Origin of the sequence: Campylobacter sp. LR264d (genome assembly GCF_008633895.1) — a bacterium.
Classification (GTDB): domain Bacteria; phylum Campylobacterota; class Campylobacteria; order Campylobacterales; family Campylobacteraceae; genus Campylobacter_D.
This window is the reverse complement of sequence record NZ_VJNT01000030.1, coordinates 98,235-117,547: the sequence shown is the minus strand read 5'-3', so window position 1 is coordinate 117,547 and position 19,313 is coordinate 98,235. Positions and strand designations below refer to the sequence as shown.

The 19,313-nt window shown below is 31.0% G+C and carries 17 protein-coding genes; 9 read left to right on the top strand and 8 right to left on the bottom strand.

All coding sequences use genetic code 11. The features are described 5' to 3' along the window. Positions 1–367: 367 nt before the first annotated feature. Both htpG and FMM56_RS07005 read left to right on the top strand, forming a co-directional pair. Positions 368–2,197 (top strand): molecular chaperone HtpG, encoded by a 1,830-nt coding sequence (gene htpG / locus FMM56_RS07010; RefSeq protein WP_150141478.1) that lies wholly within the window; start codon positions 368–370, stop codon positions 2,195–2,197. Positions 2,198–2,252: 55 nt separating this feature from the next. After that, on the top strand, positions 2,253–2,717 hold the full coding sequence (locus tag FMM56_RS07005; protein WP_150141480.1) for a hypothetical protein: 465 nt from the start codon (positions 2,253–2,255) through the stop codon (positions 2,715–2,717). Positions 2,718–2,721: 4 nt separating this feature from the next. Here FMM56_RS07005 and FMM56_RS07000 read toward each other — a convergent pair whose 3' ends face one another. From FMM56_RS07000 to FMM56_RS06980, 5 genes are all read right to left on the bottom strand, one after another. Then, positions 2,722–3,891, bottom strand: a complete 1,170-nt coding sequence (locus FMM56_RS07000) for a pyridoxal phosphate-dependent aminotransferase (RefSeq protein WP_150208174.1) — start codon at positions 3,889–3,891, stop codon at positions 2,722–2,724. A gap of 105 nt (positions 3,892–3,996) precedes the next feature. After that, complete coding sequence (locus FMM56_RS06995) at positions 3,997–5,157, bottom strand: GDSL-type esterase/lipase family protein (protein ID WP_150141484.1); 1,161 nt, start codon at positions 5,155–5,157, stop codon at positions 3,997–3,999. Next, on the bottom strand, positions 5,147–6,139 hold the full coding sequence (locus FMM56_RS06990; protein ID WP_150141486.1) for a GDSL-type esterase/lipase family protein: 993 nt from the start codon (positions 6,137–6,139) through the stop codon (positions 5,147–5,149). The genes FMM56_RS06995 and FMM56_RS06990 overlap by 11 nt, the downstream gene beginning before the upstream one ends. A 3-nt stretch (positions 6,140–6,142) precedes the next feature. Next, positions 6,143–7,516 carry an MBOAT family O-acyltransferase gene (locus FMM56_RS06985; RefSeq protein ID WP_150141488.1) on the bottom strand — a complete coding sequence of 458 codons (1,374 nt, stop codon included), beginning with the start codon at positions 7,514–7,516 and terminating at the stop codon, positions 6,143–6,145. A 35-nt stretch (positions 7,517–7,551) separates the two neighbouring features. Continuing rightward, positions 7,552–8,052 carry a ferritin gene (locus tag FMM56_RS06980; RefSeq protein WP_150141490.1) on the bottom strand — a complete coding sequence of 167 codons (501 nt, stop codon included), beginning with the start codon at positions 8,050–8,052 and terminating at the stop codon, positions 7,552–7,554. 270 nt (positions 8,053–8,322) lie between these two features. Here FMM56_RS06980 and FMM56_RS06975 point away from each other — a divergent pair, with 270 nt between their 5' ends. Then, positions 8,323–8,589 (top strand): hypothetical protein, encoded by a 267-nt coding sequence (locus tag FMM56_RS06975; RefSeq protein WP_150141492.1) that lies wholly within the window; start codon positions 8,323–8,325, stop codon positions 8,587–8,589. 141 nt (positions 8,590–8,730) lie between these two features. Here the strand turns inward: FMM56_RS06975 and FMM56_RS06970 are convergent, their stop codons facing one another. Together FMM56_RS06970 and FMM56_RS06965 are read right to left on the bottom strand one after the other, a co-directional pair. After that, positions 8,731–9,270 (bottom strand): superoxide dismutase family protein, encoded by a 540-nt coding sequence (locus tag FMM56_RS06970; RefSeq protein WP_150141493.1) that lies wholly within the window; start codon positions 9,268–9,270, stop codon positions 8,731–8,733. Between the two features lie 103 nt (positions 9,271–9,373). Further along, positions 9,374–10,474 carry a CinA family protein gene (locus FMM56_RS06965; RefSeq protein WP_150141495.1) on the bottom strand — a complete coding sequence of 367 codons (1,101 nt, stop codon included), beginning with the start codon at positions 10,472–10,474 and terminating at the stop codon, positions 9,374–9,376. Between the two features lie 86 nt (positions 10,475–10,560). Between FMM56_RS06965 and ileS the strand changes: the two genes are divergently transcribed. The 5 genes from ileS (at position 10,561) to FMM56_RS06940 (ending at position 17,203) form a co-directional block, all read left to right on the top strand. After that, positions 10,561–13,320, top strand: coding sequence for an isoleucine--tRNA ligase (gene ileS / locus FMM56_RS06960; RefSeq protein ID WP_150180542.1), 2,760 nt, complete (start codon positions 10,561–10,563; stop codon positions 13,318–13,320). Between the two features lie 106 nt (positions 13,321–13,426). Continuing rightward, entirely contained in the window at positions 13,427–14,791 is a 1,365-nt protein-coding gene (gene gatA, locus FMM56_RS06955) for an Asp-tRNA(Asn)/Glu-tRNA(Gln) amidotransferase subunit GatA (RefSeq protein WP_150141497.1), read from the top strand. 3 nt (positions 14,792–14,794) lie between these two features. Next, a complete protein-coding gene (gene guaB, locus FMM56_RS06950) occupies positions 14,795–16,249 on the top strand; it encodes an IMP dehydrogenase (protein WP_150141499.1) in 1,455 nt (484 codons plus the stop codon). Further along, positions 16,246–16,425: an exodeoxyribonuclease VII small subunit gene (gene xseB / locus FMM56_RS06945; protein WP_150141501.1), complete on the top strand. Its 180-nt coding sequence runs from the start codon at positions 16,246–16,248 to the stop codon at positions 16,423–16,425. Before guaB ends, xseB begins: the two co-directional genes overlap by 4 nt. Next, positions 16,418–17,203, top strand: a complete 786-nt coding sequence (locus FMM56_RS06940; protein ID WP_150141503.1) for a carbon-nitrogen hydrolase family protein — start codon at positions 16,418–16,420, stop codon at positions 17,201–17,203. Before xseB ends, FMM56_RS06940 begins: the two co-directional genes overlap by 8 nt. A 17-nt stretch (positions 17,204–17,220) precedes the next feature. Here FMM56_RS06940 and gatB read toward each other — a convergent pair whose 3' ends face one another. Then, complete coding sequence (gatB, locus tag FMM56_RS06935; RefSeq protein ID WP_150208171.1) at positions 17,221–18,639, bottom strand: Asp-tRNA(Asn)/Glu-tRNA(Gln) amidotransferase subunit GatB; 1,419 nt, start codon at positions 18,637–18,639, stop codon at positions 17,221–17,223. A gap of 115 nt (positions 18,640–18,754) precedes the next feature. Here gatB and luxS point away from each other — a divergent pair, with 115 nt between their 5' ends. Then, positions 18,755–19,249 (top strand): S-ribosylhomocysteine lyase, encoded by a 495-nt coding sequence (luxS, locus tag FMM56_RS06930; RefSeq protein WP_150141507.1) that lies wholly within the window; start codon positions 18,755–18,757, stop codon positions 19,247–19,249. Positions 19,250–19,313 lie beyond the last annotated feature (64 nt).

Genomic DNA, 19,313 nt, shown 5'->3' with positions numbered 1-19,313 from the left:
CGCATTTGTATCTTTATAGTCCTCATACCCTAAAAATGCTTGGTATAAAGGCTGGTTTAAAGGTATAATTTGTAAAATGTATACAAAGATATCCTTTATCAAATACCCTTTACTGGCTTTCTAAAAATCTACCAGTAGGACAAAAAATGGGGTAAATTTATAGATAATGATATCTTACAAAATGCATACGAACAAAGCCTAGTATCACTTGGTGCAACTGATACTTTATAGCTTTGTTTAGTAAGAAGTAAATTTAAAAATGCAAATCTAATTTAGATTTGCATTACAAAAATACCTTTCAAATATAATAAATTTTTATTAATCAAATTTTATTAAAATAAGAAAAAAATTTTCAAAAGGATAAATAATGCAGTTTCAAACAGAGGTAAATCAACTTCTACAACTTATGATACATTCTTTATATTCAAATAAAGAAATTTTTTTAAGAGAATTAATATCAAATGCAAGCGATGCCTTGGATAAATTAAATTTTTTATGTGTAAGCGATGATGCATATAAAAAAATGGACTTTAACCCTCGCATTGATATTAGTTTAGATAAAGATAAAAAATTACTTATAATTAGCGATAATGGTATAGGTATGGATAGGGATGATTTGATAAATCACCTTGGTACCATTGCAAAAAGTGGCACAAAAAGCTTTGTAGAAAAATTAAGTGGAGATGCAAAAAAGGACTCTCAGCTCATTGGTCAATTTGGCGTAGGTTTTTATTCTGCCTTTATGGTGGCTGACAAAATAGATGTTTTAAGCAAAAAAGCCCTTGATGAAAAGGCGTATTTATGGACTTCTGATGCAAGTGGGTACGAGATAGAAGAAAGCACAAAAGATGGGCAGGGTACTCAAATAAGTTTGCATTTAAAAGACGATGAGTTCTTAAATCAATACAGAATTGAAAGTATAATAGAAAAATATTCAAATCACATTCAATTTCCTATTTTTATGCAAAAAGAAGAATATATACCAGGAAAAGATGAAAAGGACGAGGGCAAAACAGAACAAGTCATAGCCCAGATTAACAAGGCAAGTGCTTTATGGAGAATGCAAAAATCAAGCTTAAAAACAGAAGACTATGAAAGATTTTACGAACAAAATTTTCACGATAGCAACAAGCCAACCCTTTATATACATACAAAAAGCGAGGGTAAGGTTGAGTATAATACCCTATTTTTCATACCACAAAACGCCCCATTTGACCTTTATAAGGTAGATTATCAAAGTGGCTTAAAACTTTATGTAAAACGCGTTTTTATAAGCGATGATGATAAGGAACTTTTACCTACTTATTTGCGTTTTGTACGTGGGATTGTAGACGTTGAGGACTTACCACTTAATGTTAGTCGTGAAATTTTACAAGAAAATCAAATTCTAAAAATAGTAAAGGAAGCAAGTACTAAAAAGATTTTAAACGAACTTGAAAAGATGAAAAATAATGACTTAGAAAAATATACGACTTTCTTTAAAATTTTTGGCAAAGTGCTTAAAGAAGGGCTTTATGGCTTTGGGGATAATAAAGAACTTTTATTAAAATTAATGCTTTTTAAAAGCACAAAAAGCGAGAATTTGCGTTCTCTTAGTGAGTATAAAAACGATATTAGTGAAGGACAAAAAGAAATTTTTTATATCACGGGCAATAACGAGTCCTTGTTAAAAAATTCTCCACTTCTTGAAGAATACAAACAAAAAAATATAGAAGTACTCTTACTTGATGATGAGATTGACCCTATCATAATGCCTAGTTTAAATGAATTTGAAGGGCTTAAATTTAGTTCTATTAATCAACTTGAAAGTAATGAAGAAGTAAGCGATGAGAAAAAACAAGAATTTGGCACGATTGTGGCTAAATTTAAAGAAATTTTAAAGGATGAAGTTGAGGATGTAAGGCTTACAACTAGACTTCAAGAAAGTGCTAGCTGTATTGTTTATGATAAAAATCAACCTGATTTTGCAATGCAACAAATTTTAAAGCAAATGGGGCAAGAACAAAATATAAAGCCTATCTTAGAACTTAACCCAAATCACGCAATTTACGCAGGTCTTAAAAATAATGAAGCCTTTATAAGTGATATTGCTATTTTAGTGCTCAATATGGCAAAATTAAGCGAGGGTATGGGCATTAGTGACCCTGCAAATTTTAATGATTGTCTTAGTAAAATCATTAAAAAAGCATTAAATTAAGCTTACAAACCTTGTCTAAGACAAGGTTTGTATAAAAAATTTACAAGGAATAAAAATGAGTCTTTATTTATTAATCAGTGCCCTAGCCTTTTTAGTGCTTTATTTTGGTGTGAAAAAAGTAGCATTAATAGCCGATGAACAAGAAATTGCAAGTCCTATAAAAGTTGATATCTATCCTAAATTTTGCGATTATATAGATGAAAAAATAATAGATTTAAGAACTAAAATAGAAAAAGAAGAATTAAAATTAATAAATGAAGATGATAAGGATATATTCTTAGAAAAATTAGGGGATTTAAGTAGAAAATTAACCTTTATTCAAACAATGAATTTAAGCAAGAAAAATGATAATATCTGGCAAAGTGAGTTATTTGAGTTTTTTCAAAACCTAGAAAATTTAATAAATGAATTTATACAAAATGCAGAAGAATTAAACGATAATTTAAGGCAAGAATTTGCAAATAAATTTGAAGAACTTAAAAAAGATAGCAAATATCTAAGCTTAAATTCTCCAAATTAAGATTTTAAAATTCCATTATAAATTCTTTGATTCTTTGAATACCTTGTTTAATCAACTCATCACTTGTAGCATAAGAAAGTCTAAAATATCCATCCATTCCAAAGCCTATACCAGGTACTACTGCTACCTTTTTCTTTTCTAAAAGTAAGCGACAAAACTCAACGCTATCTTTTTGAATCTTTGAAATATTTATAAACAAATAAAAGGCACCTTGAGGCTTATAAACGCTAATTTTTGGCACAGTTTCTAACATTTTAAGGGCTACATTACGACGATTTTTAAATGCCTGTCTCATGTATTCAATGTCCTTATCGCACTCTCCTTTTAGTGCAGGAATGGCTGCATGTTGGACTATTGAACAAATATTTGAAGTACTTTGCCCTTGCATTTTTTTAATAGCCTTGATTAAATCCTTATTTTTACTTGCCAAATAACCAAAACGCCAACCAGGCATAGCCCCACATTTGCTAAGTCCATTTATAGTAACACTTCTTTGCAAAGCATCCTCACTAAGTGCTGCAAAGGCTTGAAATTTAACATCATCATAAACAAGCTTTTCATACATTTCATCACTTAACACGATAATATCAGTATCCTTTAAAACATTTGCTATGTTTTGCAATTCTTCCTTGCTATAAACTGAACCTACGGGGTTAGAAGGTGAGTTTAAAATTAAAATTTTAGTTTTTGGGGTAATTGCTTGTTTTAACTCACTGGCAGTAATTTTAAAACCATTTTCTTCCTTGCCTTCAATAAAAACAGGTACACCTCCTGCAAATTTTACCATTTCAGGATAACTAACCCAATAAGGACTTGGAATTATCACTTCATCGCCATGATTAATTAAACACTCAATACACTCAAACAAAGAATGCTTAGCCCCGACATTTGTAATAATCTCGCTAGTTTCATAAGATAGTTTATTGTCCCTTTTTAGCTTATATTGCACGGCTTCAAGTACTTGAGGCATTCCACTAACTACTGTATATTTACTACAACCTTGTTCAATAGCCTTTATGGCGGCATTTTTAATGATTTGAGGTGTATCAAAATCAGGTTCACCTGCTGAAAAACTTATAATATCTTCACCCTTAGCCTTTAATTCGCTAGCAAGTGCTGTAACTGCAAGGGTTAAAGACTCGCCTAGGGCAAGAGAACGTTCGCTTAATAACATTTTGTATCCTTAATTGATTTTGACTAATAATAACAAAAATTTGTATATTAGAATATAAATTTAACAAAATTTCAATATTTTTTACAAGCAATGTTTAAATTTATACTAGTTTAAACGCATTAATTTTTCAAAATCATAAACAAATTTTTTAGCCATTAATTCATAGCCCTTTGTACTTAAGTGCACGTCTTTTAAGGAAAGCTTTTGTTCTATCCAAAAATTTTTACCTCCACTATCTTGCATAAATTTATGCATATCAAATAAAATTGCCTTTTCTTCCTTTGCTACTTCATAGTTTAATTCTCTAACTAGTTTAAAATCAGGACTTAATTCATAGGTTTTACCCTTTTTTTGAGTAGTTGTAGGAGGTGAGATTATCATAATAGTAGCGTTTTTATTGTGTTTTTTTAAAAGTTTTATAAATTTTTTAAGATTAGCCTTATATTTTACCTTATCAAAATTTCCTGATAATGCATCATTTGAACCATAGGCTAGTATGATTAAATCATTTTTAAAAAGTTTTAACTCTGAGTTTAAAATTTTTTCATTCCATTGTAGCCATAAATCACTTTTTGCCCCATTTACAGCAATGGTATCTAAGACCTTATTATTTTTATCTCTTAGTATAAAATAGCCCCCAAGTTCTGCCCTAGCTTGTAGGGCCGTAATTTGCAAGGGAAATTTTAAATCAAAGGCCTTATAAAACCATTGATTTTCTTTTTTAGCCTTAAGTTCGTAAGTTTTATTATTTGCATCCTTGATAGTAAAGGCGTTTTTATTATTTAATGCCTTAAAAACAAAGCCTACCTTATAATTTTTTGAACCTAAAAGCTCGTCTGTATCCAAAGTAATCTTAGCCCCCTTTTTTGTAGCACTTGCGATAATCCCACCCATTGCATAGTCTTTATTTTGCTGTGCAAGTACCCTAGAATTAAAAAGCTCAAAGTCTTTTGAAGTGTATTTTATATTTAAATGTTGTTGATATTTTGGTTGCATAGGAAAGGCAAAACCTACGGAATTTGGCTTAAAAAGGACATTTCTAACCACACTTGGAAAAAAATCAGCTGCCATATGAGAATCGCCAAAAACGCGTATATAAATATCTTTATTAGCCTTAAGCTTTTTTTTAATAGTTTGTAAATTAGTACTTGAGGTATAATTTTTTAAAGCACTATAATTTCTAGTTTTTGCAAGCATTTCATCTATAATGTCTGCTTTTAATATACAAGAAAAACAAAGTAAAAAAAAGAAGATTTTACTCTTCATTAACTTCCTTGTTTTTGATGTGCTTTAAAAGCAAACTAGACATTTGCCTGCCACCAGCTGGCGTAAAGTGTACACCATCATCTGTTCGCATCTTTACGCTTTTGTTATCATTATCTTTTATATAGCTTGAAAATTTATTATTAATTGCAAAGGCTTGGCGAGTGTTTATAAAAATTTCTTTATTTTTTAGTACCTCTTCTCCATAAATTCTATTTAAAACCTGCATTTTTCGTTCAAAATCATCACTTTTTACAGGAGGTACCTCAAACCAAAGCACCCTTGCCTTGTTTTTCTTTGCAATTTGTATAATCTCATCAACCCTTTCAGTATAAATTTCTAACCAATCAGGTGTATTAAAATGCCTAAATATGCCGTCCCTTTTTATATCCCAGGGGTCATTTGCCCCAAGTAAGATAACTAGATATTTTATATTTTTATTAGCTAAAAAAGCTTTTTTAGTTGCTTCTGCCCAGTTAAAATATGATTTATAGGCAAGTCCTGTATTTTGCCTACTTAAATCAGTAACATTAAAGCCTAAATTCCTTAAATCCCTACTTAAAGCTATAGATACACCTTGCATTAAAGAATCACCTATTAAAAGGAATTCCTCGCCTTCTTTTGGGTCTATTATATTTAAATCAGCAAGGTTAATTTGTTTGCTTTCTTCCTTTTTTTCTTCTTCGCTTTCTTCATCTTTTTTCTCATCAATCTTTTCAGGTACTATGCTTTTATTTAAATCACTTTCATCTAAAATAACGCTTTCATTTAAATCATCGCTAAAAAATAAGGGCTCATTGCTTAAAATTGCACGAATTTGTTCAAGTTTCATCTTAAAGGCATTTGCCTCTTTTAAGATATCATTTTGAGGATAATATGAAATATGGTATTTTTGTTCTATATAAGAGCTAATGCTTTGATTCATAACTGCTACAACAAGTATGAAAACGCTAATCATAAAAATAAAAAATCTAAGCACTTTCATATGTCAAAATCCTGCATAAATAAATTGTGGAATTCCATTTGGCATAAAGGCAAAGACTAAAAGTAATATAAAGGCTATTATAAAAGGCTTTAGCACAAAAGGAGTAAGGTCTAAAATTTTAACACAATACTTTCTAAAATTCACAAATAAAGGATAAATCATAAAAAGTACAACAAAGCTTACAAGTATATAAATATCTTTATATTCTGGTTTCATTAAAAAATTATCATAACAAGCACTAATATAAGCAAAGGCATCAAAGACATCAGCATAATAAAAGAAAATCCAAGCAAAGCATACAAAATTTACGGTTAAAAAACGACCAAGGGCTGGAATTTTACTAAGATTAACCTTTTTTTCTGCAAGTAAGTGCATTAAAGCAACGCCAACGCCATGCAAAAGCCCCCAAATAAAGAAATTTATGGTATTTCCATGCCAAATTCCAGAAAGTATAAAAGCTATAAAGATGTTTACATACATTCTAGCCTTGCCTTTTCTACTACCACCTAAGGGAATATAAATATAATCTTTTATAAAAGTGGTTAAAGAAATATGCCACCTTACCCAAAAATCCTTTAAATTCTTAGCTAAATAAGGCATATTAAAATTTGGTGGCAAGACAAAGCCAAGCATTAAAGCAAAAGCACAAACTAAATCCACATAACCACTAAAATCGCAATAAAGTTGCACAGAATAAGCATAAATAGCACTTAAAAGTTCTACAAAATTATAACTTGCAGGTGAGTTTAAAATATCTTTTGCGTAAAGTTCTAAATAATTTGCTATTAATACCTTTTTAACTATACCAAAAACAAGCAAGATAATAATTAAATTTGCGTGTTTAAATTCCCTTAATTTATATGCTTGTTCGAAAAAATAATGACTCCTTATAATAGGACCTGCTATGAGAGTTGGGAAAAAAGATAGATAGGTTGCTAAATCAATAAATTTTTCAATACGATGATACTTATAAACATTTACAAGATAGGTAATTGAATTAAAGGTATAAAAACTAATGCCTATAGGTAAAATAACATCTACACTTATAAATTCTAAGCCAAAGATATCAAGTATACTTTCAGCACTACTTCTAATACTTGGATAATATTTAAAAACACATAAATTTAAGATAACAAAGGCTAGACAAGTAGCAAAAATATGCCGTTTTCTACGCACAAAAATTAAAAGTGCAAAATAATGTATAAAAAAGGTATAAACAAATAAAATCAATGAAAAATAAGGATTTATCAGTGTATAAATTAAATAAGAAAAACATAAAATAAGTACATTTTGTATCTTATAGCTTTCTTTAAAAAACCAATAAATTGCAAAAAATGCAATCATCAATATGCTAAATTCTAATGAAAAATAAGTCACTTCAAATCCAAAAAAATCGCCCCTAAGGGCGAATGTTATTTTTTAGATAATGCTATATCTTTAATGTATTGATCGGCCAAATAAACACCATGGCTTTGATCGCCTATAAGCTTAATCTTATCAACTATGCCTCTAAAAAGGGCTTCTTCTTCGTGTTGTTCGCTAACATACCATTGTAAAAAATTAAAGGTTGAATAATCTTTATTTGCTAACATATGCTCAACTAGTGTATTTATCGATTTTGTGATAAATTGTTCGTGTGCATAAGTTTTTTCAAAAACATCAAGCAAGGATTTAAAACTTTGTTCAGGTTTTTCTACTTGACCTATTTCAACATGAGAATCTGTCTCATTTAAATAAGTAATTAGCTTTCTTGCATGCTCACTTTCTTCTTGTGCATGGTCAAATAAAAATAAACCCGCACCATCATAACTATTTTCATAGCACCAAGAACTCATACTTAAATATAAATTTGCAGCGTAAAGTTCTTTGTTAATTTGCTCACTAAGCAATTTTATAACTTCTTGTGTAAGCATTCTTTCTCCTTTAAAAGTTTGTGATTAAAATAATACAAAAAGATTTTTTAAAAAATTTTTAAAATTTGACATTTTTGATAATCTTTTTCTACTTTTACACAATAATAAAACTAAGCATTTAAAGGGTTTAATTTAGGCATTTAAAAAAAAATTTATTTAAGTATTAATTTTAATTTTTTATTAATATATTGTTGTTAAAACTTTCATTTGTTATAATTTTTCAAAAATATCATTTTTTATAAAAAATATAAAAATAACCAAGGTTAAATAATGAAAAATAAAGAATATGCTTCAATTTTCACTATTAAGGACAAAATAGCTATTAAAAAATTTTTAAGTTTTAAAAGTGAAATTTTAGAAAAAATTTTAAATGATGATTTTGATGATATTTTATTTGTTCGTAAAACCATTACACACTCTGACATTCCTTGTTTTGCAAAACAAACTAAAAGTAAATATGGTCAAAAATACAATTTACTTTATTATTTAACCAACAAAGAAGCAACTAATTTAGGTTTTAATGAGATAGTAGCATAATCTAACATAAACTTGGGTAATAAATTTTTTAACAGATTAAAATTTTAGGCAAAATTATAAAAAATATAAACTTAAAAATTAATAGTAGTTTTTTTAAAAATTCGTAGTAAAATCCACAAAGGCAATAGCCTTTGTGAAGTGTTATTTAATAAGACCGCAAGCCATTCTAGCACCGCCACCGCCAAGTGCTGCTGGGTGGTCGCTGTGATTATCTCCTCCAACATGAACCATTAAAGAAAGATTTTTAAGCTCACTGATATTTTTAATCTTTGGTGATAATACAGGATTAGTTGCTTTTCCATCCTTATCTACATAAAGTGCAGGTAAATCGCCCTTATGTCCATTATCATCCCATGTAAAAGAATGATTTGTAGTTTTTGCCGGGTCCCAATGACCTCCAGCTTTCATTCCTAAACCTTTGTCATTTGCCCCACAATCTCCATTTTCATGCACATGAAAACCATGAACGCCAGGTTCTAAACTATGTAGGTTAGGGAAGAATGCAACTCCGTATTTTGTATTAATAGCAACTACTTCGCCAACTGCTTTATTGCCATCTTTGCCAAGTAAATCCATTTTGATTACAATGTGTTCTTTTACTGATTTTGGGTCAAAAACCTCAGTATTTGCAGCCAATAAAAAGCTAGCCACGGCCATAGATGCAAGAATAATTTTTTTCATTTGTTCTCCTTTAAAATTTAAGATGCGAGTAAATTATACAATAAAAATTTATTATTTAGAAAATTTTTTTTAAAAAATAATTTTATGCTTTTAAAGAATAAAATTAAAGTTCAAAGAGTTCAGGTCTTAATTTTGGCATAAGATAAAAGGCTTTAAGCATAGCCTGTCTGCGTTTAAATTCCCTATCTCCACAAAGATTTAAAACTTCTTGTATATATGTTCCATTTTTAAACATTGCCCCTATATAAATTGTACCTGATTTAATGTCTTTGCCATTTTTGTTGTCATTTTCATCCCCTGTAACCCCACTAATAGCCAAGGCAAAATCAGGTTTTGCAGTCTTAAAAATCCCTTTTAACATATAATAAATACATTTTTCGCTATATTCTCCATCTTGTTCAAGCACCACATTGCTAACGCCTACCCATTCGTGTTTTAAGCGATTTGAATAAGTAATGATTGAACCTTCAAAAATTTCACTCACCCCATCAATCTTAGTAAGCTCACTTGCACAAAGCCCACCAGTACAACTTTCTACAAAAGAAACTTTTATTTTACGTTCTAAAAGCCTATCCACTATAAATTTAATAGGGTCACTCCCTTTAAAAAATTTTTTATCAAAAAGCTTTTGTACACTTGCTAAAAAGCCATCCATCTTGCCATATTGTAAGCTAAAGGCTTTTATGAGAGTTAAATTATCCGTTAGCATAGTGGATTTTATATCAATTTCATAGGATTTTGCTAAGGGTTCAAGTAAGATTAAAGCACTTTCTTCATCTATGCCAAGTAAGGAAAAATAAGAAAAATTTAAATTTAACTCACCAAGCAATTTTGGCAATTTAGCCTTAGTATCAGTTTTTACTAAATTTATTTTACAATCTTTAAAATCACAAACAAAGCTATTTTTATCATAAAAGGCCTTGTCAGGCACTAAGGTTTCATCCTTTAAGACAAGCACGTCCTCGCACAAGGTAGCTAGAATTTTAGCCACCACAGCATAATATTCATTTGCTACAAAAATAGTTATATAATCATATTCAAGGCTAATTTTTTCAAGTAAAAAAGGCAATTCCTTATCGCTTGAACTTTGCATTCTTATGGAATTTACTTCTTTAAATTTATCCTTATAAACTCTTAAAATATAGGCCTTATAATCTTCATTCATAATGATATTATCGCCTATAATAAAAAGCAAATGATTCATTTTTTTCCTTTTTTTGCGTGATTATATCTTAAATTAAAGCAATTTTGAGTAAAATTAGAAATTTTAAAAAAATAGGTGGAAAAAATATGGATTACAAAGATACTTTATTATTGCCAAATACAAGCTTTGAAATGCGTGCAAATTTGGCACAACTTGAACCAGAAAGATTTGAAAAATGGTTTAATAACAATTATGCTTATGAAAAAATGAAGCAAAAAAGATTAAATGCTAAAACTAGTTTTACCTTGCATGATGGCCCCCCTTATGCTAATGGGCACTTACATATAGGACATGCCTTAAATAAAATTTTAAAAGATAGCATTGTTAAAACTCATTATTTTAATGGAGAAAAAATTCGTTTCACGCCTGGCTGGGATTGTCATGGTTTGCCTATTGAACAGCAAATTGAGTTAAATTTAAAGGGTAAAAAAAGTGAGTTAAGTAAAAAAGAAATTCGCTCCTTATGTAGAAAACACGCTACAGAATTTGTCCAAATTCAAAAGGATGAGTTTAAAAAGTTAGGAATCATAGCTGATTGGAACAAGCCTTATTTAACAATGACCTTTGCCTTTGAGGCCCAAATTTATCGCACCTTATGTACCCTTGCAAAAAAGGGGCTTGTGATTGAACGTTTAAAGCCTGTTTTTTGGAGTTGGGCTGCAAAATCGGCCTTAGCAGAAGCAGAGGTGGAGTATAAGGACAAAGAAGATTATTCTTGTTTTGTAGCCTTTGATTTAGATAAAAATAGCTTAGAAAAACTTGGGGCAGAAAGGGCAAAAGCTGTTATTTGGACTACTACTCCTTGGACACTGCCTGCAAATCAAGCCATAGCCTTAAATCCTAATGAAAAATATGTTTTAACAAAGGATGGCTTTATATTTGCCCTAGCTTTGCTTAAAAATATGATAGAAAAGAACTTTACTAAGGGTGAAATACAAAAGGAATTTAAGGCAAGTTTGCTTGAAAAAAATCACGCTATAAATCCTTTAAATCAAAGAAAATCAATGTTTATTTTAGGCGAACATGTATTAATGGACGGAGGCACAGGTTTAGTGCATACTGCACCAGGTCATGGCGAAGATGATTATTATGCTAGTTTAAAATATGATATAGAGGTTATTATGCCTGTTGATGATGGGGGTTGTTTTGATGAAAGCTTAAAAACTAAAAAGCTTTTTAATGAAAATGTGGTAGATGAGTTTATAGGACTTCATGTATTTAAGGCAAATGAGAGAATTTTAGAACTTTTGGGCGAAAATTTAATACATTCATCTAAATTTACTCACTCGTATCCATTTTGTTGGAGGACACATAAACCCGTAATTTACAGGGCTACAAAGCAATGGTTTATCACAATGGACAATAAAAAATTACACAATCAAAGCCTTAGAGAATTAGCCCTAAGTGAAATTTCAAAGATTAAATTTTATCCTCAAAATGCTATAAAACGCATTAGTTCTATGATTGAAAATCGCCCTGATTGGTGTATTTCAAGGCAAAGAGATTGGGGTACGCCTATAGCCTTTTTTAGAGATAAAAATACTAAAGAAGTTATTTTGGATGATGAGATTTTAGACTTTATAGCTAGTATTTTTGAAAAATACGGAGCTGATGCTTGGTGGGAATTTGATATTAAAGATTTACTGCCTGCAAATTCAAAATATAAGGCAGAAAATTTAGAAAAGGTATATGATATCTTAGATGTTTGGTTTGATAGTGGAAGTACTTTTAAGGCCGTTTTGCAAAGTGGGGAATATGATGCAGGTGAAAGTATGGCAAATATGTACTTAGAAGGAAGTGACCAGCACAGAGGTTGGTTTCAAAGCTCACTTTTAGTTTCTTGTGGAAGTGATGAAAAAGCCCCTTATAAAAGCATTTTAACCCATGGTTTTACCACTGATGAAAAAAGTCAAAAGATGAGTAAAAGCCTTGGAAATGTTATAGCCCCTGAATTTGTAGCAAAGCATTATGGTATCGAAATTTTAAGATTATGGGTATTTTTGAGTGATTATTCTAGTGATTTAAAAATGTCTGAAAATATACTTAAACAAGTTGGTGAACAATATAGAAAAATCCGAAACACAATTCGCTTTTTACTAGCAAATACAAATGACTTACAAAGCTTAGAAGTAAGCGAGTTTTCTTTCCTTGATAAGTGGATTTTAACCAAGGCTACAAGGGTATTTAAAGAAAGCAAGGAGTTATTTTTAAGCTATGAATTTGCAAAGGCCTTTAATTTGCTTTTAAATTTTTTAAGTGCTGATTTAAGTGGAATTTATCTTGATATTTGCAAAGATAGGCTTTATTGTAATGCCAAAAATGACAAAAAAAGAACGAGTGCCCAAGTTGCTATGGCTTTGATTGCAAGAGAACTTTTAAATTTATTAGCCCCTTATTTAACTTATAGCGTTGATGAGGCCTTAGAACATGCAAATTCTTTGATAAAAAAAGATGCAGTGGATGTTTTTGATTTAAGCTTAAAAGAAAAATTTAATTATGATTTTGGTATTGATGATGAAAATTTACTTTTAATAAGGGAAAAATTCTTTGAACAAATAGATATTTTAAAGAAAAATAAAGTTATAAAATCTACCCTAGAACTTCATTTTCAGATAACTTCTAGTCAAATTTTAGCATTGCCAAGGGATGAGTTGGCTGATTTTTTCTTAGTGAGTTTGATTGAAAAATTTGATGATAATCAAGCATTAGCTGAATTTGAATTTAAAAATGAGAAATTTAAAATTGTTAAGGCGAAATTACATAAATGCCCAAGGTGTTGGAAATTAAATAGCATAAATGAAAACGAACCTTGCCAAAGATGCCAAGAAGTACTAAGGAATAAATAATGTTTTCAAATCCTATTCCTCAATCCATAGTACTAAGTACTATTATAGTGGTATTTTCCCTTAGTGCAGTGGCAGTTTTTTTTATTAAATTAAAAAAGGATAAAAAATGATTACCTTAAAAGAAGCTTTATCATACTCACAAAACGAACTTGAGGCCTTAAAAAAAGAATTAAATGAAAAAGCTAAAAAAGAAAGAAAAATAGGGGCTTACATAGAACAATTTTTAAACACTGATTTAAGCCAGGTGGAAGAAAGTGGAATTCCTATTGCCATTAAAGACAATATCAGCGTTAAGGGTTGGGACTTAACTTGTGCAAGTAAGATTTTGCAAGGCTATAAGGCCCCCTTTGATGCAACTGCTATTAAAAATTTAAAGAAAAATGGCTTTGTGCCTTTTGGACGTTGTAATATGGATGAATTTGCTATGGGAAATTCCACTGCTACTTCATTTTATGGAAAAACTCTAAATCCTTTAAATTTAGACCATGTACCAGGTGGAAGTAGTGGAGGAAGTGCAGCGGCTGTTGTTGCTAATTTAGCTTTGGCAAGTTTAGGAAGTGATACAGGTGGTTCGGTTCGCCAGCCTGCAGCATTTTGTGGTTGCGTAGGCTTTAAACCAAGTTATGGTAGGGTTAGTAGATACGGCCTTGCCTCGTATTCTTCAAGCCTTGACCAAATAGGTGTTTTAACTAAGAATGTAGAAGATGTCGCCATTTTATACGATGCAATCGCAGGGCATGATGAACTAGATAGTACTAGTGCAAATATTGCCTTTGAAAAAACAGCCCCAAAGTTAAATTCAAAGGTAAAATTAAGAATCGGCGTTATTGAAAATTATGTAAACGGGGCTGATGAAGAGGTAAAAAATGCCTTGTTAAAAAGTATTGATATGATGAGAGCAAATGGGCATGAGATAGTGTATAAGCATTTGCTTGATAGTAAATTTGACATTGCTGCTTATTATATAATAGCAACAGCAGAAGCTAGTGCTAATTTAAGTAGGTATGATGGGGTAAGATATGGAAGAAGGGCAGATTGTGAAAATTTAAAGGATTTATATATAAATTCTAGGAGCCAGGGTTTTGGTGAAGAGGTTAAAAGAAGAATTTTACTAGGGACCTTTGTGTTAAGTAGTGGTTATTATGATGCTTATTATATAAAAGCCCAAAAGGCAAGGGCGTTTATAAAGGCAAAATATGAAGAAATTTTACAAGATTGTGATTTAATCTTTATGCCCGTAGCCCCTACAACTGCTTTTAAATTTGAAAGTACAAAATCACCTATGCAAACTTATTTAGAAGATATTTATACTATTTCGCTAAATTTAGCTGGACTTGGTGGAATTTCTATACCCGTTGGTAAGGATAAGGATGGCTTAAATATTTCAGCCCAACTTATTTGCAAGGCTTATGATGAACAAACTTTATTAAATGGTGCTTTAAGTCTTGAAAATATCATAAAAGAAAGGTGACAAATGAAGATTGTAAAACGGGCTTTGACCTTTGAGGATGTACTTTTACTTCCTGCTTATTCAGAGGTCTTACCAAAAGAAGTTAGCATTAATACAAAACTCACAAAAAATATAAATCTTAATATGCCTATAATCTCTGCTGCTATGGATACGGTAACTGAGCATAGAACAGCTATTATGATGGCAAGGCTTGGTGGACTTGGGGTAATCCATAAAAATATGGATATAAGCTCACAAGCAAGAGAGATTAAAAGGGTTAAAAAAAGTGAGAGTGGGGTTATAATGGACCCTATTTTTATAGGACCAAAGGCCAGTGTTAAAGATGCCTTAGAATTAATGGCTGAGTATAGAATTTCAGGCGTTCCTGTTGTAGATAATGATAAAAAACTTATAGGAATTTTAACAAATAGGGATTTGCGTTTTGAAAATGACTATACAAGCTTTGTTGAAAATGTTATGAGCAAAATGCCTTTAATTACTGCCTTGCAAGGTTGTACCCTAGATGATGCAGAAAAAATTTTTTCAAAACATAAGATTGAAAAATTACCTATAGTTGATAATAATGGCTATTTAGAAGGGCTTATAACTATAAAGGATTTAAAGAAAAAAAAGGAATATCCAAACGCAAATAAGGATGATTTTGGTCGTTTAAGAGTTGGGGCTGCTATTGGCGTTGGGCAAATGGATAGGGTTGATGCCTTGGTTGAAGTTGGCGTCGATATTGTCGTTTTAGATAGTGCCCATGGGCATTCAAAGGGCATTATTGATACCATAAAGGCTATTAAAAATAAATATCCAAAATTAGAAGTGATAGCTGGTAATATAGCTACTGCTAGTGCAGCTAAGGCCTTGTGCGATGTGGGCGTTGATGGCATAAAGGTAGGCATTGGACCTGGTAGCATTTGTACTACTCGCATTGTTTCAGGCGTTGGGGTGCCTCAAATTTCAGCCATTGATGAATGTGCGAGGGAGGCTAAAAAATATGAAGTACCTGTGATTGCCGATGGGGGTATTAAGTATTCTGGTGATATAGCTAAAGCACTTGCAGCAGGGGCTCATTCTGTTATGATAGGTTCGCTTTTAGCTGGTACTGATGAAAGCCCTGGAGAACTTTTTACTTATCAAGGAAGACAATATAAAAGCTATAGGGGAATGGGTAGCCTTGGGGCAATGCAAAAAGGAAGTAGCGATAGGTATTTTCAAGAAGGAACTGCACAAGATAAATTAGTACCCGAAGGCATTGAAGGGCGAGTTCCTTACATAGGGGCTATTAGGGATGTTATACATCAATTAATTGGTGGACTCCGCTCATCTATGGGTTATGTTGGGGCTAAGAGTATTGAAATTTTTCAAGAAAAGGCTGAATTTGTTGAGATTACTAGTGCCGGGCTTAAAGAAAGTCATGTACATGACGTTACTATAACTCACGAGGCTCCAAATTATAAGGTTCATCAATGAAATATGAAGAATGTATAAAAAAAGCAAATGAAGTGCTTGAAAAATTAAATCAAAATAATGAAGAACTAAGCCTTGATGAGTGTGTTAAAATTTACAAAGAAGGCTTAAAAAGCATAAAAACAGCAAGAGAAATTTTGCAAAATGCTAAATTAGAAGTGGAAAATATAGATGAATAAAATAGCAGCCTTGCAGTTTCCTACCTTAGCAATGAGTGAATCAAGGCTTGATTATTATTTAAAGGCATCAAAGGATAGTGGGGCAAATTTAGTAGTACTTGGCGAATATGTGATAAATAGCTTTTTTACTGAGTTATTAACCATGCCAAAATCCATGATATTAAAGCAAAGTCAAAGTAAAAAGGAAAGTTTAATAAGGCTTTCTAAAAAATATGAATTAGACATAATAGCTCCCTTTGTAAGTGTGGAAAGTAAAGGTTTTAAAAAGCTTTGTTTAAAGGTTTCGCCGACTATGATTAAAAGTTATGAACAACAAATTTTAATGCCTTATACTCACTGGAATGAAAGGAAATTTTTTAATAATAAAGTAAAAAATATTAAAATTTTTAGCTTTACTCATGGCAATCTTAAATGTGCCTTACTTTTTGGTTTTGAAGCACATTTTGATATATTTTGGCAAGAGATTATGGCTAAAAAAATTGATATTGTTATAATGCCTACAGCTTGTGCATTTGAAAGTAAGGATAGGTGGGAGTCTTTATTGAAAACTCGTGCTTTTTTAAATTCAGTTAATATTTTAAGGGTTAATAGGATAGGTTCTTTAAAGCAAGGCGAAGAATGGAATTTTTATGGTGATAGCTTGTTTATAAATGCCTTTGGAGAGATTGAAGATAGGCTTGGGAGTGATGAAGAAATGCTTATAATAAATCCTAAAAAAGCTAACGAGACTAGGAATTTATGGGGATTTGATAAAATTCTTAAAGAACAACAAAGCTAAATTTCAAGGCTTGAAATTTAGCTTAATTTTGCTTTTAAAAGCTCATTTACCTTTGCAGGATTAAAAGCCCCTTTTCCTTCTTTCATAACTTGACCTACAAAAAAGCCAAAAAGCTTGTCTTTACCACTTTTAAACTCATTTACTTTATCAGCATTTTTGCTTAAAATTTCATCTATAATTTTTTCTATAGCCCCGTCATCACTAACTTGTTTTAAGCCTAGTTTTTCAATAGCTAAATCCACGCTAGCATCGGTATTTTTAAAGATAAAGGCTAAGACCTCTTTTCCTGCCTTGCCTGAAATTGTTCCATCTTCAATTCTAGCTATTAAAGCTCCTAATTTATCAGCATTTACAGGGGATTTTTCTATGCTAAGTTCTCCCTTTAAAAGCCCCATTAATTCAGTATTTAACCAGGTAACACAAAGCTTAGGATTTAATTTTTTATCTATTAATTTTTCAAAAAATCTACTCATTTCAAGGCTACTTATAAGCAAACTAGCATCGCTATCTTTAATGTTAAATTCCCTTATATATCTAGCCTTTTTTTCATCGGGCAGTTCTGGTATTTTAATATTTAAAAACTCATCCTTTAATAAAACAGGCAATAAATCAGGGTCTGGAAAATACCTATATTCAGCACTATCTTCCTTACCACGCATACTTCTTGTAACTAGCTTTGTAGTATCAAAAAGGCGAGTTTCTTGTACGATTTCACTTTCATAAGTCCCATCCTCCCAAGCACTTGATTGCCTTTTTACCTCATAATCAATGGCCTTTTGTATAAAGCGAAAGGAATTTAAATTTTTAATCTCAACCCTTGTATAAAGCTTAGTATCGCCCTTTGGACGAATGCTAACATTTGCATCGCAACGAAAACTCCCTTCTTGCATATTTGCATCAGAAATATCTAAAAAACGAATAATAGCATGTAGTTTTTTAAGGTAAGCTACTGCCTCGTCGCTACTTCTTAAATCAGGTTCGCTAACAATTTCAAGCAAGGGCGTTCCACTACGATTTAAATCTACCTTTGAATGATTGCCCTCGTGTATGTTTTTGCCGGCATCTTCTTCTAAATGTGCCCTTGTAATGCCTATACGTTTAGACTTTTCATCTAAATTAATAAAAAGTTCCCCATTTTCTATTATAGGAATGTCAAATTGTGAAATTTGATAGGCCTTTGGCAGGTCTGGATAAAAATAATTTTTGCGATTAAAAACGCTTTTTTTATTAATAGTAGCATTTATAGCTTTTCCAAAGGCAACTGCTTTTTTTACAACCTCTTCGTTTAAAACAGGCAAGGCACCAGGCAATGCAAGGCAGGTAGGACATACATTGGTATTTGGTGCTTCTCCAAAAGAGATTGCACAAGCACAAAAAATTTTTGTTTTTGTATTTAATTGGGCGTGAACTTCAAGCCCTATAACCACTTCAAACATTTATTTTCCTTGAAAAATTTTTAATCCCTATTATATAAAATAAGTCTTTTAAGGATTTTAAATTTTAATCAAATTTAGTTATAATTTTTTCAATTTTTTTAACAAAGGAGAAAAAATGCCTCTACTTGATAGTTTTAAAGTAGACCATACTAAAATGAAAGCACCAGCCGTGCGACTTGCCAAAACAATGCTTACTCCTAAGGGTGATAATATTAGCGTTTTTGACCTTCGTTTTTGTTTGCCAAATAAAGAAATAATGAGTGAAAAAGGCACTCATACACTTGAACACCTTTTTGCTGGTTTTATGAGAGAACATTTAAATAATGACTTAGTTGAGATTATAGATATATCTCCTATGGGTTGTAGAACGGGTTTTTATATGAGTTTAATTGGAACTCCTAATGAAGAGATAGTTGCACGTTCATGGGAAGCTTCTATGCAAGATATTTTAAATGTAAAAAGCGAAGCTGATATACCTGAACTTAATATTTATCAATGTGGTACTTGTAAAATGCATTCTTTAAAAGAGGCTCAAGAAATAGCTAAGAGTGTTTTAAATTTAGGCGTTAGCGTTATGAATAATGAGGATATAAAACTTAAAAATTTATAAATTTGAGCAAATTTTCAGTTTCATTTAATAGATTTTTATTTATAATTTTTTCAAAAATTTCTTA

Coding starts and splice junctions, on each gene's coding strand:
- FMM56_RS06990 (WP_150141486.1), bottom strand. CDS start 6,139: ATGAAAGTGCTTAGATTTTTTATTTTTATGATTAGCGTTTTCATACTT.
- htpG (WP_150141478.1), top strand. CDS start 368: ATGCAGTTTCAAACAGAGGTAAATCAACTTCTACAACTTATGATACAT.
- gatB (WP_150208171.1), bottom strand. CDS start 18,639: ATGTTTGAAGTGGTTATAGGGCTTGAAGTTCACGCCCAATTAAATACA.
- FMM56_RS07005 (WP_150141480.1), top strand. CDS start 2,253: ATGAGTCTTTATTTATTAATCAGTGCCCTAGCCTTTTTAGTGCTTTAT.
- FMM56_RS06980 (WP_150141490.1), bottom strand. CDS start 8,052: ATGCTTACACAAGAAGTTATAAAATTGCTTAGTGAGCAAATTAACAAA.
- FMM56_RS06995 (WP_150141484.1), bottom strand. CDS start 5,157: ATGAAGAGTAAAATCTTCTTTTTTTTACTTTGTTTTTCTTGTATATTA.
- FMM56_RS07000 (WP_150208174.1), bottom strand. CDS start 3,891: ATGTTATTAAGCGAACGTTCTCTTGCCCTAGGCGAGTCTTTAACCCTT.
- ileS (WP_150180542.1), top strand. CDS start 10,561: ATGGATTACAAAGATACTTTATTATTGCCAAATACAAGCTTTGAAATG.
- gatA (WP_150141497.1), top strand. CDS start 13,427: ATGATTACCTTAAAAGAAGCTTTATCATACTCACAAAACGAACTTGAG.
- FMM56_RS06965 (WP_150141495.1), bottom strand. CDS start 10,474: ATGAATCATTTGCTTTTTATTATAGGCGATAATATCATTATGAATGAA.
- xseB (WP_150141501.1), top strand. CDS start 16,246: ATGAAATATGAAGAATGTATAAAAAAAGCAAATGAAGTGCTTGAAAAA.
- luxS (WP_150141507.1), top strand. CDS start 18,755: ATGCCTCTACTTGATAGTTTTAAAGTAGACCATACTAAAATGAAAGCA.
- FMM56_RS06940 (WP_150141503.1), top strand. CDS start 16,418: ATGAATAAAATAGCAGCCTTGCAGTTTCCTACCTTAGCAATGAGTGAA.
- FMM56_RS06975 (WP_150141492.1), top strand. CDS start 8,323: ATGAAAAATAAAGAATATGCTTCAATTTTCACTATTAAGGACAAAATA.
- guaB (WP_150141499.1), top strand. CDS start 14,795: ATGAAGATTGTAAAACGGGCTTTGACCTTTGAGGATGTACTTTTACTT.
- FMM56_RS06970 (WP_150141493.1), bottom strand. CDS start 9,270: ATGAAAAAAATTATTCTTGCATCTATGGCCGTGGCTAGCTTTTTATTG.